The sequence below is a fragment of the Streptomyces sp. NPDC021080 genome (genome assembly GCF_044333225.1).
Classification (GTDB): domain Bacteria; phylum Actinomycetota; class Actinomycetes; order Streptomycetales; family Streptomycetaceae; genus Streptomyces.
Map to the genome: position 1 here is coordinate 1 of NZ_JBIRQM010000008.1, position 12,900 is coordinate 12,900.

11 protein-coding genes and 1 rRNA gene are annotated in these 12,900 nt (G+C 70.3%); 3 read left to right on the forward strand and 9 right to left on the reverse strand.

The annotated features are described in order from the left end of the window. Nucleotides 1-83 (forward strand): 5S ribosomal RNA (gene rrf, locus ACH4S8_RS20525); the annotation flags it as partial. Between the two features lie 184 nt (nt 84-267). Here rrf and ACH4S8_RS20530 read toward each other — a convergent pair. Beyond that, a complete protein-coding gene (locus ACH4S8_RS20530; RefSeq protein WP_398395946.1) occupies nt 268-1,029 on the reverse strand; it encodes a CDP-alcohol phosphatidyltransferase family protein in 762 nt (253 codons plus the stop codon). Nucleotides 1,030-1,143: 114 nt separating this feature from the next. On the opposite strand from ACH4S8_RS20530, the gene ACH4S8_RS20535 reads away from it, so the two are divergent. Further along, entirely contained in the window at nt 1,144-1,740 is a 597-nt protein-coding gene (locus tag ACH4S8_RS20535) for a GNAT family N-acetyltransferase (RefSeq protein ID WP_398395949.1), read from the forward strand. A 151-nt stretch (nt 1,741-1,891) separates the two neighbouring features. Here the strand turns inward: ACH4S8_RS20535 and ACH4S8_RS20540 are convergent, their stop codons facing one another. The 8 genes from ACH4S8_RS20540 to ACH4S8_RS20575 all read right to left on the reverse strand — a co-directional run bounded on the left by ACH4S8_RS20540 (nt 1,892) and on the right by ACH4S8_RS20575 (nt 11,717). Continuing rightward, complete coding sequence (locus tag ACH4S8_RS20540; protein ID WP_398395951.1) at nt 1,892-3,661, reverse strand: type IV secretory system conjugative DNA transfer family protein; 1,770 nt, start codon at nt 3,659-3,661, stop codon at nt 1,892-1,894. Between the two features lies 1 nt (nt 3,662). Then, the gene (locus ACH4S8_RS20545) at nt 3,663-5,087 is read right to left on the reverse strand and encodes an ATP-binding protein (RefSeq protein ID WP_398395953.1); all 1,425 of its coding nucleotides are present in this window, start codon (nt 5,085-5,087) and stop codon (nt 3,663-3,665) included. 14 nt (nt 5,088-5,101) lie between these two features. Further along, nucleotides 5,102-6,661, reverse strand: a complete 1,560-nt coding sequence (locus ACH4S8_RS20550) for an SCO6880 family protein (RefSeq protein ID WP_398395955.1) — start codon at nt 6,659-6,661, stop codon at nt 5,102-5,104. After that, the gene (locus ACH4S8_RS20555) at nt 6,658-7,983 is read right to left on the reverse strand and encodes a hypothetical protein (RefSeq protein ID WP_398395957.1); all 1,326 of its coding nucleotides are present in this window, start codon (nt 7,981-7,983) and stop codon (nt 6,658-6,660) included. The genes ACH4S8_RS20550 and ACH4S8_RS20555 overlap by 4 nt, the downstream gene beginning before the upstream one ends. After that, complete coding sequence (locus tag ACH4S8_RS20560) at nt 7,973-8,827, reverse strand: hypothetical protein (protein ID WP_398395959.1); 855 nt, start codon at nt 8,825-8,827, stop codon at nt 7,973-7,975. The genes ACH4S8_RS20555 and ACH4S8_RS20560 overlap by 11 nt, the downstream gene beginning before the upstream one ends. A 209-nt stretch (nt 8,828-9,036) precedes the next feature. Next, a complete protein-coding gene (locus ACH4S8_RS20565) occupies nt 9,037-9,345 on the reverse strand; it encodes a hypothetical protein (protein ID WP_037622434.1) in 309 nt (102 codons plus the stop codon). A gap of 499 nt (nt 9,346-9,844) precedes the next feature. Further along, on the reverse strand, nt 9,845-11,161 hold the full coding sequence (locus ACH4S8_RS20570) for a peptidase S8 (protein ID WP_398395961.1): 1,317 nt from the start codon (nt 11,159-11,161) through the stop codon (nt 9,845-9,847). A gap of 295 nt (nt 11,162-11,456) precedes the next feature. Then, nucleotides 11,457-11,717: a DUF397 domain-containing protein gene (locus tag ACH4S8_RS20575; RefSeq protein ID WP_398395963.1), complete on the reverse strand. Its 261-nt coding sequence runs from the start codon at nt 11,715-11,717 to the stop codon at nt 11,457-11,459. Nucleotides 11,718-12,023: 306 nt separating this feature from the next. Here ACH4S8_RS20575 and ACH4S8_RS20580 point away from each other — a divergent pair, with 306 nt between their 5' ends. Beyond that, nucleotides 12,024-12,800 carry a trypsin-like serine peptidase gene (locus ACH4S8_RS20580; RefSeq protein ID WP_398395965.1) on the forward strand — a complete coding sequence of 259 codons (777 nt, stop codon included), beginning with the start codon at nt 12,024-12,026 and terminating at the stop codon, nt 12,798-12,800. Nucleotides 12,801-12,900: the final 100 nt, after the last annotated feature.

Genomic DNA, 12,900 nt, shown 5'->3' on the forward strand with positions numbered 1-12,900 from the left:
ACATTCCGAACCCGGAAGCTAAGCCTCACAGCGCCGATGGTACTGCAGGGGGGACCCTGTGGGAGAGTAGGACGCCGCCGAACAAATTTTAGAGAAAACCCCCGGACCGGGGATACCGGTCCGGGGGTTTTCTGCATTTCAGGAACGTTTGCTTTCCGGGGGGCCGTGGCTTTTTCATGGACCTAGGACTCGGTACTGGGCCCATGACTCGGCAGAAGAAAGGGGGCGGTCTCCTCGTGGAGACCGCCCCCTTTTCTCGTGGTGCGGTTACTTCAGGCGGGACGACGCGACGATCGAGACGATGTGCGCCGGCACGAGCAGCCACACGATCGCCGTCACGGCGACGGTCGCGATCCGTGTGGCCGTCAGGTCGCCCAGCGCCAGGTCGACGACCGCGGTGACGAGCAGCAGGATCGTGCACTCGATGCCGTTGACCAAGCGGTGGAGCCCGACGGCCGAGGCCAGTCGGCGGACCTGTGCGAGACCGCTGGAGCGCGGGACGACCGAGGCGTCCGTCGCCTTCTCCATGCCGCTGTCGGAGCGGGCCACGTGTACGAGGTCGGAGGACGACTTCAGGAGCAGGACGCCGATCGCCGCGACCAGGCCGGCCACCAGATAGAGATTCAGGCCGAGCTGGGCGGCGCGGATGCCCATGCCCACCATCACGGCGGCGTCGGCGAGGTAGGCGCCGAGGCGGTCCAGGTAGACGCCGAGCGGGCTGAACTGGCGGCGCCAGCGGGCCACTTCGCCGTCCACGCAGTCGAGCAGCAGGTACAGCTGCATGAAGACGACGGAGAGAACGGCGCCGCCGAGGCCCGGCAGGATCAGGGCGACTCCCGAGAGCATCCCGGCGAAGACCATGATCACGGTGATCTGGTTCGGCGAGATACGGGTGTCGACCAGATGGCGGGTCACGCGCAGGGAGAGGGACCTCATGTAGAGGCGTCCGGCCCAGTGCTCCGCCCGGCTGTCCAGCTTGCCCGTGGGATGAATGACGTTGCGGAGTTCCTCTAGTTGGACTTTGGCCATGCGGCGTTCTCCCTGGCGAGCTTGCGCGTTGTCGGATCGGTCGGCTGACTATGCCGTACAGGGAAGAGCATGACGGTGGCCGGACCGACGGCGATCGGCAGGGTGGATATACGGATGAGCCAGGTAGTACGCGCGTACTACGGTGACGCCATGACCTCCGTGACCCATGTGATCCGCTCCATACGTTCCGACGAGTGGAGGCAGGTGAAGGAGCTCAGACTCGATGCCCTGCGGGACCCTGTCGCGCACCTCGCGTTCCTGGAGACGTACGAGGACGTGGTCGTCAAGGCGGACGCCTTCTGGCAGGACCGGGCGTCCGGGGCGGCCGTCGGGGCCACCGCGCGGCAGCAGCTCGTGGCCGTGGGCGAGGACGGGGTCTGGGCCGGGTCCGTGACCGTGCTGGTCGAGGAGGCCGGGGCGCCCGACGCGTTCGGGTTCGTGCCCGAGCGGAGTCAGGGGCATCTGGTGGGGGTGTACGTACGGCCCGAGTACCGGGGAAGCGCGGCCGGCGTGACCCGGGGGCTCTTCGAGGCCGCGCTCGCGTGGTCGTGGGAAGCCGGAGTCGAGCGCGTACGGCTGTTCGTGCACGAGAAGAACGGCCGTGCCGAGGCGTTCTACCGGAAGGCGGGTTTCCTGCCCACAGGAGTGACGGTGCCGATGCCGGGGGACACCGGCGAACTGGAGCTGGAGTTCGCCATCACCCGGGGCTGAGGCGGCCGACGGGCGTCAGGCCGGCTCCGCGTCCTACCGGTCTCCGTCTGGCTCCCTTCGCGTCCCGCAGGCCCTCCGTCCGGCTCCCTTCCCGTCCTGCGGGCCCCTGCGTGGCTCCTCCCGTCAGGACGGCCCCCGCGAGGCCTCCGCCTCAGACCGGAAGCTCGTACTGAGGCCAGCGCGAGCGGAGTTGCTCGCGGGAGCGGAGGAGGGCCAGGGTCGGCAGACCGCGGGCCGGGCCCGCGGTCAGGAGATCGGGGAGCTGGGGGAGCGGGGCCACGGCCGCGATGTCGTCCAGGACGAGCGTGAGTGGTGGGTCGAGCCGACCGGAGGATGACCGTTCGGCCATGCGCCGGCCACGCTCGACCACGCTTGAGGCGAGGGCCGTCAGGAGCGGCATGGCGCCGGGGTCTGCCTTGGGGTCCTCGATGGGTTCACCGATCATATAAAGAGTGCCCCCTTCGTTGACGAAGGAATCCAAGGCGAGGCTGTCATTTCGGTTCGGAGTGCAGGATTCTCGGATGTTCACCGTGGCGAGCGCCGACAGTGCACGCGCCGTCAGTTCCTGCGCGATGTCCCGGCGTTCGGGGTGGGAGACGAGTGCTGCCTCCAGCTCGCCCGCGGTGCCGGACGCGGCCTTGGGGTTCGTGCGCAGGGCCCGTACGGCGTCCTGCACCTGTGCGCCCTGGGCCCAGCGGTGGACGTGGCGGAAGGCCTTGCCCTCGACCGCTGCGGCGTGCAGATAGCTGCGCATGAGGGTTTCCGCGACATCGGCCATCGCCTGGTCCGCCTTGGCGGAGGGGCGTACCGGGGCGAGGAGTGCCGCCGCTCTGGCCGCGGCCGTCTCCTTGTCCTCGCAGCCGGCCGCGGGGGACCAGTGCAGCCGGGCCGGGGTGTCGCAGAGGTGGGCCGGGTCGTAGAGGAGGACGGGTCCCAGTTTGGCGCGGGCGTCCTTGGTCTCCGACCAGGTGCGGGGGTCGGAGGTGATGACGAGGGCCGGTCCTTCGGCGTCGCGTACGGCCTGGGCCGCGGTGGGGTGCCGAGTTTCGGCGGGGGCGAGGACGACCGCGTGCGGGGATGTCCACCAGGGCTTCTGCCGGGGGGCCGTGACGGGACCTGACACCGTCGCGGGAGAGGCTGCCGTGGCCGTGGAGGCGACGGCTTCCCAGCCGTCCTGGTGGTCCGGTGCCTCCGGGCCCGAGTGCCCCCGTATCTGCGCCGGCGAGGCCACAGGACCGTGCGGCTGCCAGGCCGGATCGCCGGGTGTCTGCGCCCCCGTGAGCCCCTGAGTCTGTGCGGCCGCATGCCTGTAGCCCTGCTGCTCGCCCGGTCGTTCGCCCAGCCGTTCGCGTGGCGGGGTGCTCGCCCGTTCGCCCTCGGGTGTTCTGGGGGCCGTCTCCAGGGGGTGCGTCGGCAGCAGTCGGTGTTCCGACCTGGCCGGCGGTACCACCGGGTCAAGCGCGTCCGCGGAAGTCGCGGAAGCTGTGGAACTCGCGGAGGCTCTGGACGACCGGGCCGTCCCGGCCTGCGCGCGTCTTCGTGCTCGTCCGGCCCGCCACCGTGCCACCGTGCCCATCACGAACACGGCGAGGACCAGCAGCACCATCAACTGGCCGATGAACAGGCCCCAGAAGAGGCCGTAGCCCGACAGCTGGGAGGCCGGGGTGTCGGGCCAGGCGCCGGCGATGTCGTGCGGGGCGCCGATCAGGTGCCGCATGGCCAGGGGCGTACGGGTGAAGGTGATCGCGTCCGGCCAGGCGCCGCGGGAGAACCAGCCCGCGAGGCCCGTCGCCGACCACACCATCAGGGTCATGCCGAGGAGGAAGGCCAGCACCCCGATCAGCAGGCCGTCGGGGATGCCGCCCGCCCCCTCGTGCCGGGGGGCGGGGCGGTCGTCGCGCCGGTCGGGGTACTGGCTCATCTCACGCCACCGTGGACTCGGCGGAGCCGTCGAGATCGCTGAGATGCTGCTCCATGAAGGCCGCCGCCCGCTCCTCGGCCTCCAGTTCGGCGGCGCGCAGGGCGTCGTCGGCGGCGAGGTCGGCGGACGACTGCGTCATCGCGCGGTCGGTGAACACCAGCGGGCGTTCCGTCTCGGTGATGAGGTGCTTGACCACCTGGACGTTGCCGTTGACGTCCCAGACCGCGATGCCCGGGGTCAGGGTCGGGATGATCTCGACCGCCCAGCGGGGCAGACCGAGGACCCGGCCCGTCGAGCGGGCCTCGTCGGCCTTCTGGGCGTAGATGGTCCGCGTCGAGGCCATCTTCAGGATCGCGGCGGCCTCCTTGGCCGCCGCTCCGTCGACGACGTCCGACAGGTGGTGGACCACCGCCACGAAGGACAGGCCGAGGCGGCGCCCGAACTTCAGCAGCCGCTGGAAGAGCTGGGCCACGAAGGGGCTGTTGATGATGTGCCAGGCCTCTTCCACGAGGAAGATGCGCTTCTTGCGGTCGGGCCGGATCCAGGTGTGCTCCAGCCACACACCGACGATCGCCATGAGGATCGGCATGGCGATGGAGTTCCGGTCGATGTGCGACAGGTCGAAGACGATGAGCGGGGCGTCCAGGTCGATGCCGACCGTCGTCGGGCCGTCGAACATGCCCCTGAGGTCACCGTCGACGAGTCGGTCCAGGACCAGGGCCACGTCCAGACCCCAGGCCCGTACGTCGTCTATGGCGACGTTCATCGCCTCGGCCGACTCCGGTTCGGGGTGGCGCAGCTGCTCGACGATGTCGGTGAGCACCGGCTGGCGCTCGACGATCGTCTCGTTGACGTAGGCGTGGGCGACCTTCAGGGCGAAGCCGGACCGCTCGTCGAGGCCGTGGCCCATCGCGACCTCGATGATGGTGCGCAGCAGGGCGAGCTGGCCCGTCGTCGTGATGGACGGGTCGAGCGGGTTGAGCCGGATGCCCATGTCCAGGGCGGCCGTCGGGTCGAGCCGGATGGGAGTTATCCCCAGCTCCTGCGCGATGAGGTTCCATTCGCCGACGCCGTCCTCGCCCTGGGCGTCGAGGACGACGACCTGGCGGTCGCGGAAGCGCAGCTGCCGCAGGACGTAGGTCTTCTCCAGGGCCGACTTGCCGTTGCCGGACTCGCCGAGGACCAGCCAGTGCGGGGCGGGGAGCTGCTGCCCGTACAACTGGAAGGGGTCGTAGATGTAGCCCTTGCCGGAGTACACCTCGCGGCCGATGATGACGCCCGAGTCGCCGAGACCCGGTGCGGCGGTGGGCAGGTAGACCGCCTGCGCCTGGCCCGTGGACGTGCGCACGGGCAGGCGGGTCGTCTCGACCTTGCCGAAGAGGAAGGACGTGAAGGCGTCCGTCGCGGCGGACAGCGGATCCCGCATCAGTGCATCAGCCCCTACCTGCGGATTCCGGTGGCGAACGGCAGTGTGTTGACGAAGGCGCGGTGGTGCTCGCGGTCGCACCACTCCAGTTTCAGATACGACTTTCCGGCCGAGGCGCGGATGGTGCGCTTGTCGCGCGCGAGGGCTTCGGGGTTGCGGGAGGAGACGGTGATGTAGCCGACGAGGTTGACGCCCGCGGCGCCGCTCGCGAGGTCCTCGCCGCGCTGGTCGAGGCGGTTGTGCGAGGCGATGTCGCGGGGGTCGACGGTGCGGTTCATCTTGGCGGCGCGGCTGGCCTCGGCCTCGTCGTTGGTCTTCTCGGTCAGCATGCGTTCGATGGCGATCTCGGTGGGTTCGAGGTCCATGGTCACGGCGACCGTGCGGATGACGTCGGGGGTGTGGACGAGGAGCGGGGCGAGGAAGTTGACGCCGACCGGGGTCATCGGCCATTCCTTCACCCAGGCCGTGGCGTGGCACCAGGGGGCGCGGGTGGAGGACTCGCGGGTCTTCGCCTGGAGGTACGTCGGCTCCATGGCGTCCAGTTCGGCCGGCCAGGCGTTGCGCTTGGTCATCGCCTGGATGTGGTCGATCGGGTGGTCGGGGTCGTACATCGAGTGCACGAGGGAGGCGAGCCGGCCCTGGCCGAGCGGCTGCCGTACGCGGATGTCGGCTTCCTGGAGCCGGGAGCAGATGTCGGTCAGCTCGCGGGCCATGACGACGGCGAGTCCGGCGTCCCGGTCGACCTTCCGTCCGCCCTGCGGCCGTGCCGCGCGCGCCATGGCCTGGCCCTCGGCGGCCAGTTCACGCGAGTAGTGCATGCAGGCGACGAGATAGGCGCGGTGCTGCTCGCTGCTCGTGGACACCATGGACTGGAGCTGGTCGTACGACTGCTGGAGCCAGCCGGGGGCCCGGTCGTCGCCGCGCTGGGAGACGTCCTTGGCATGGGCGTCCGGGTCGGCGGGGAGGGTGCGGGCGAGCATCTGGAGGCGGGTGACGAAGCCGTCGCCGTTCGCCACGTGCTTGAGCAGTGTGCCGAAGCGGTCGACGAGGGCCTCCTGGTCCTCGCTGTCGCGCAGTCCGACGCCCGGTCCCTCGATCTCGATGGCGGCTGTGACGGTTCTGCGGTCGGCGTGCAGCAGCACGGCGATCTCGTCGGGGCCGAAGGGGGCGGCGAGCCAGGAGATGCGCCCGATGCCGGGCGGCGGCCCGATCTCGACCTCTCTGCCGTCGAGGCGGGTGCCGGCCTCCATCACCTGGTTGCGGTACGCCGTTCCCTGGCGCAGGGTCCGCTTGTAGCTGCGGTTGATCTCGAACCACTTGTAGAACGTGCGCCGCTTGTACGGGACGTACACGGCGGCGAGCGCGAGCAGCGGGAAGCCCATCAGCAGCACGATCCGCAGGGACAGCACCGGGACGAGCAGGCCGCACATCATGCCGAGGAACGCGCCCGCGATGATGAGCGCGATCTCGCCGGACTCGCGGTTCCGGCCGACGATCGCGTTCGGCCGGGCGCGGCCGATCAGATATGTACGGCGGGGCGTGACCGGATGGGACAAGTGGGAATCGGTCGTCAACGCCCTTCACCTCCCGTGCGGTTGCTGTTGCGGGTGTTGCTTGCGTGCGGGGTGTTGACCGGGCTGCTGCGCGGCGGTGGTGCGGCGGAGGGGACAGATCCGCCGCCTCCGTTCGGCGTACGGCTGCTGTGCGCGGCCACACCGCCGGACGCGGGGTTGGCGGGGCGGGGCTGGCTGTTGCCGCCTCCGCCGCCACCGTTGTTGTCGGCGCGTGAGCTGTGGGTCTTGATGCCCTGCGCGACGAGGGTGGCCGGCGAGCTGATCACGGCGGCGGCCTTGCTCTCGGCGCCCTGCATGATGCGGTTGTTGCGGGAGCCGGCGATCTCGTCGCCGAAGCCGGGGACGAAGCGGTAGATCATCGCGCTGGCGAAGATGGCGAGCAGGATGATGGCGAGCCCGGAGACGACGGCGGAGAACGCGTCGGGGCCGTTGTCGGAGGACGACAGGGCGCCGGCGAGGCCCAGCACGATCACGATGACCGGTTTGACGAGGATGACCGCGATCATGATGCCCGCCCAGCGGCGGACGTGGCCCCACAGGTTCTTGTCGACGAGGCCGGCGTAGACGACGGTGCCGAGGAGGGCGCCCACGTAGAGCAGGGCAGCCCGGATGACCAGCTCCAGCCAGAGGATGCCGGCGGCCAGGATCGAGACCATCGAGACGACGATCAGCATGATGGGGCCGCCGCCGATGTTGCTGCCCTTGTTCAGCGCGCCGGAGAACGTGCCGAAGAACGTGTCCGTCTGGTTGCCGGTCGTCTTGGCGAGCACCTCCGTCACGCCGTCCGTCGCCGAGACGACCGTGTAGAGGATCAGGGGGGTGAACGCCGAGGCCAGCACGGTCAGCCAGAGGAAGCCGATCGCCTCGGAGAGGGCGGTGCCGAGGGGGACACCTCGCACGGCCCGCTTGGCGACGGCCAGCAGCCACAGGAGCAGGGTCAGGATCGTGGACGCCGCGAAGACGACGGCGTACTGCTGGAGGAACTTCTGGTTCGTGAAGTCGACGTTGGCGGTGTCGTTCACGGCGGCGGAGAGTTTGTCGATGGTCCAGGAGGCGGCGTCGGCGCAGCCCTTGGCCAGCGAGGAGAGGGGGTCCGTGGCGGACCCGACACCGGGGTCGGTGGTGAGGCCGGATTTGCCGGATCCCTTGGTGCCGCTGTCGCAGTACTTTCTGGCGGGGCCACGGACGAGTTCACAGGGGTTGCGGCTGGGGGTCGGGCTGGGGGCGGCGACCGCCTTGGTGGCCAGCAGGACGGCTGTCGACTGCATCGCTGCCACCGTGGCGGCGAGCGAGAGGACACGGCGCGGCTTGTTAGCGGGCATACGTGAACCCTCCGTACTCCTCGACGGCCTTGGTCATGTCGTCCGCGGTGGAGGCTTTCTGGTCCCGTCCCACCGGGACGGGGCCGTCCTTCTGAGTGAAGTCGGTGACCTTCCAGTCCCCGTTGATCCACTTCAGCTGGTAGGTCGTCGTGTACCAGCTCTCCGACACGGGGTTGGTGGACCCGTCGCCGGACAGGCCGAAGAGCGAGGTGTACCAGAGCTCGACCGTGGCGCTGTCCGTGCTGAAAGCCTTGGTCTTGGTGCCGACCGGGATGATGCGCGAGATGAAGGTCTGGCCGGCCGGCGCGGCGCCGCTCTTGTCCAGTCCGATGTTCGTCAGGAACTTCTCGCTCGTGTAGGCCGAGTCCAGATCGGGCTGCCGGGCGGCTGCCACGTCGGGTGTGTACACGGTGTTGACGATCGCGTGCCGCTGGTCGGCGTTGAACATGCCGGTGGAGCCGAGCGCGACCCCGTAATTCGCGGCAGCGCTCTGTGCCCCCTCCTTCGTGTGGGGGAAGCCCGACGGGATGTCGGCGGTCTTCGTGCTCACCGGGTGGTTGCCGGAGGCCGCTGTGGGGGACGTCTTCGCCTTGTCGCCGCTGTTGCCGCCCGAGGAGGCCGCGTTGTCGCCGCGGTTCGCGAAGGCGATCGCGGCGATGAGCAGGACGACCACGCCGACGACCGTGACCAGGCTCCGCGAGGAGGATCCGCGTCCGCGCCGCGCGCCTCCGTACACGTCGCCCTGGCGGTCGGGCAGTCGGGTGCGGGTCTGGCCGGAGCCGCCGTACCCTCCGTCCTCGCCGCGCGGGCCGTCGCCGTACCCGGGTTCGTCACCGAGACTCATGCCGCGTGCGCCCCCTCAACCTCTCGCTGAACCACGTAGTACGACGGTAGCCGTGCTGGTTCCCGCGCGGGCGCGGTGTGGTGACTGGACATCAGGGAGTTGCAACCTCAGCCGGTGGGCACGACGGACGGATGGATCGGTGGAGCGAGAATCCGGGCGCGCCCGGCCGGGTACTGACGGCGCGCCGGGTGCGGCGCGGCCCGGCCGGGCTACACGGCCATGCCGTACACGATGGTGAAGAGCGTGCCGAGGGAACCGATGATGAAGACTCCCGTGAGCCCGGCGATGATGAGGCCCTTACCCTGTTCGGCGCTGAAGGTGTCGCGGAGGGCGGTCGCGCCGATGCGCTGTTTGGCAGCACCCCAGATCGCGATGCCGAGGCAGAGCAGGATGGCGACCGCCATCACCACCTCGACCATCACCTTGGCTTCGTTGCCCAGGCTGCCGAAGGGACCCCAGTCCGGAGCGATTCCACCGATGATTGTGTTGATGTCGCCCTTGTCGGCTGCGAAAAGCATGTAAGTCACCGCCCCTAGTGGGTAGTTCTGCACCCCCTGCCACTGTGCGCAGAGGTCGGGCCCATTCTCGCCGACAATGACGCCTTCGTATGTCGACTTGACGTCATTGGTTGGCGGGATTCGTGCGAATTCCTTGTCACCGGCGTACGCGGGACCCTCCCGGGAGGCGTACGGCGGTATACGAAGAGTCGTATCGTCACTCTGTGTATCACGGCCGGTCACGCCGGGCAATGAAGCGGAAGCGAAACCTGGCGCGCGGTTCCGTCGTTGTCCCCTTCTACGCCTCGCGCGCGGGATGGATTCGAACGGACGCGGGCTGCCGGGAAGGCTTCTGACGGTGCGTCGCGCCGGTGTTCCCCGGGTCGCCGGGTCCGTGCGGGGTGGACGTGCCGCGCCGGTGACGGGAACGCGGAACGGGCCGCGGCTGGTTGCCGCGGCCCGTTCGCCGGGTGGTGCCGGGGAACCCCACGTCTCCCGGCACCGGCCCGCACTCCGGAGGTCAGCCGGTGAAGGCGGTGACCCCCTCCGGGGTGCCCCATCCGGTCGGGCCGTCGTAGCCCGTCGTCGCGGTGCAGAGGTAGCTGGTGCTGCAGGTGCCGTTGTTGCCCGAGGTCACGTCGTTGAGCGCCGAGGTGCCGGCCGCCGTGTACGGGAACTTCGCCGGGTAGGAGCCGCTGGACGGGGTGCCGCCGAGGGCGTAGACGCCCGCGATGATCGGCGCCGAGACGCTGGTGCCGCCGAACGTGTACCAGCCCGCCGTGATGCCGTACGAGTCGTACACCGCGACGCCGGTGGCCGGGTCGGCGACCGCCGCGACATCGGAGACGGTGCGCTTGGAGCAGCCCGTGTCGGTCTGCCAGCTCGGCTTGGGATCGTACGCGGAGCAGCCGGAGCCGGTGCCCTCGGTGCTGCTGGTCTTCCAGACCGACTCGGTCCAGCCGCGGGTGGTGGAGGCCGCCTTGGTCAGCGCGGTGCCGCCGACGGAGGTGACGTACTGCGAGGCGGCCGGGTACTCGGCGCCGTAGCCCGAGTCGCCCGCGCTGACGGTGATGGCGACACCGGGGTGGTTGAAGTACGCGGTGTCGTACGAGGTGTCGGAGGACGACTCGGAGCCGCCGTAGCTGTTCGAGACGTACTTCGCGCCCAGGGCGACGGCCTCGTTGACGGCGGTGCCGAGGTTGGCCATCGTGGCGGACTTGGCCTCGACGAGGAGGATGCTGCACTTCGGGCAGACGGCGCTCGCCATGTCGAGGTCGAGGGAGATCTCCTCGGCCCAGCCGGTGTCGTTCGCCGGGAGCGAGGTGGTCGAGCCGGTCTGGCTGACCTTCTTGAAGCAGCCGTTGGCGGTGGTGCACGCCGGGAGGCCGTAGTACGAGCGGTAGGTCGCGAGGTCGGCCTCGGCGTTGGGGTCGTTGTAGGCGTCGACGACGGCGATGGTCTCGCCCGAGCCGTTGGAGGCGGCCGCGGAGGTCAGGCCGTAGGCGGCCTGGAGGTCCGTCGGCCCGAATCCGGACGGGGCGGAGACGGTGGCGGCCTCGGGGGTGACGCCCGTGGCGAAGGCCTGCTCCGCCATGTACTCGGTGACGCCGTCGGTGACCCGCTCGGCGCCGCAGGCGGCGACGCCGGGCTTCGTGGGCGCCGCGCACGCTCTGGTCCAGCTGACGTGGGGGGTGACCTTGGGGTGCGCCTGCGCCTGCGCCGGCCCGGCGCTGCCGAGGCCCGCGAGGACGAGGGCGGCGACGCCGATGACGGCCGCGCCGGCCCGGCGCCAGTTGCCACGGGTGGGGGAAGGTCTCTGGGGGAGTGTGGTGCGCAACGTACAGCCTCCTGGGAGTGGGGGGACAGGGGCGGTGCGGGTGCGCCGTCGGTGCGGTGTTTCCGGCGGTGGGCCGAGTGGCCCGCGGACGACCATCTCTTGTTGAGTACGCGACAACAAGAGGCTCATGGAAGCCTTACTTCCGCCTTACTGAACGCGACGGGCGCATGACCTGCCCATGGTTCGCGGATGGCGGGAGGGAGACGGCCGCTTGACCCGACTCACAGCCCGTTCAGGGGAATCGCACGGGTGGCGGCGCCGCGCTCGCCGGGCCGCCCGCGCTCGTCTCAGGACCTCATGAGCGGTCTTCGGCGGGGGCCGACGGCCGTTCGTCCTCCAGCCCCTCGACGAAGTGGTCGAATTCGCCCGCCTGGACGCCCAGGACGAACGCGTCCCACTTCCTGCGGGTGGTGGTGACGACGTTCTCCGGGTCGCTCGTCTCTCTTATGTGGACCAGGTCGTCCGCGCCGAAGGCGATCTCGATCCAGGGGCCCGGCCCGGTCGCGTCCTCGGGGGCGGCACGCACCCAGTCGAGGCCGGAGGGGAGTTCAGCCACGGGTCCGGTCCTTCCTGTCGTTCTTGAGGGTGTGCGGCAGGGAGCGAAAAATTACCTCACTCGGAACGGCCGCATGCGCTTACCGCGTGCGCCCCGCGAGCCGTGGCCTCGCGGGGCGGGAAACCGCTGTGGGCGGAGTGCCGCCGCACCGGGCCCCTGCAGGGCTGAAACGGTGCCCGGCAGGCCCATGGCCTGCGGGTCCACGGGTGCGACCGGGTGACGGTGGCCGGGCGGGGTCGGCATTCACAGGCGATACTCGGACAGGTCCGAGGTTTTTCTCACCCGCTTGCGGCAAGGTGAGGGGCGATGAAGAGCATCCGCATCACCCGTCTCCCAGACACCCGGCGGCCCGCACTGCTCGGTGCGGCCCTCGTGCTGCTGGCGGTGACGTCCTCGTCCGTCGCCTCGGCCGACGACGGCCCCGGGCCCTTCGGCGTGACCGTCCAGGCCGCCCCGAACAGCCGGAGCGTCCGCGTGGGCGCCCTGTTCCACGGGAGCGCGGCGAGCGAGGGCGGCGGCGGGCACTTCTGCACCGCCTCCGTCGTGCACAGCGAGGGGCGGGATCTCATCCTCACCGCCGCCCACTGCCTGGACGGGGAGGCGCAGCTCTCCTTCGCGCCCGGCTACCGGGACGGCAGGGCGCCGTACGGGTTCTGGGACGTCCAGGGCGTCTTCCTCCCCGAGGGATGGAAGCAGGACCAGGACGAGGACAGCGACGTCGCCTTCGCCGTCCTCGCCGGCCGGGGCGACAAGGAGGTCGAGGACGCCGTCGGCGGGAACGCGTTCGCCGCGCACCGCGCCACCGGGGCCACCGCCGTCACCGTCACCGGATACCCCGGCTCCGTGGACACCCCCATCACCTGTACCGACAAGCCCGCCGTGCACAGCCGTACGCAGCAGCGCGTCGAATGCCCCTCCTTCGCCGGCGGAACCAGCGGCAGTCCCTGGGTGAACGGGGACGGGGCGGTCGTCGGTGTCATCGGCGGCCACGAACAGGGCGGGGACACCGACGACGTCTCGTACAGCGTCGTGTTCGGCACCGAGGCCGAGGAGCTGTACCACGTGGCCGCCCTGGCCGGTTAACGCCTCTCCGGCCGGACATACCACCCTGTCCGCGCGTGCGACACCCCTCCCGCACGGGAGCCCGCCTCTACACTGACGTCGGCGGACTCCCGGTCGGCGA

Bases quoted from the DNA above. Each gene is read 5' to 3' on its own strand.
- ACH4S8_RS20545 (WP_398395953.1), bottom strand. From the start codon at position 5,087: ATGCGGGATCCGCTGTCCGCCGCGACGGACGCCTTCACGTCCTTCCTC.
- ACH4S8_RS20540 (WP_398395951.1), bottom strand. From the start codon at position 3,661: ATGAGCCAGTACCCCGACCGGCGCGACGACCGCCCCGCCCCCCGGCAC.
- ACH4S8_RS20530 (WP_398395946.1), bottom strand. From the start codon at position 1,029: ATGGCCAAAGTCCAACTAGAGGAACTCCGCAACGTCATTCATCCCACG.
- ACH4S8_RS20565 (WP_037622434.1), bottom strand. From the start codon at position 9,345: ATGCTTTTCGCAGCCGACAAGGGCGACATCAACACAATCATCGGTGGA.
- ACH4S8_RS20580 (WP_398395965.1), top strand. From the start codon at position 12,024: ATGAAGAGCATCCGCATCACCCGTCTCCCAGACACCCGGCGGCCCGCA.
- ACH4S8_RS20555 (WP_398395957.1), bottom strand. From the start codon at position 7,983: ATGCCCGCTAACAAGCCGCGCCGTGTCCTCTCGCTCGCCGCCACGGTG.
- ACH4S8_RS20535 (WP_398395949.1), top strand. From the start codon at position 1,144: ATGAGCCAGGTAGTACGCGCGTACTACGGTGACGCCATGACCTCCGTG.
- ACH4S8_RS20560 (WP_398395959.1), bottom strand. From the start codon at position 8,827: ATGAGTCTCGGTGACGAACCCGGGTACGGCGACGGCCCGCGCGGCGAG.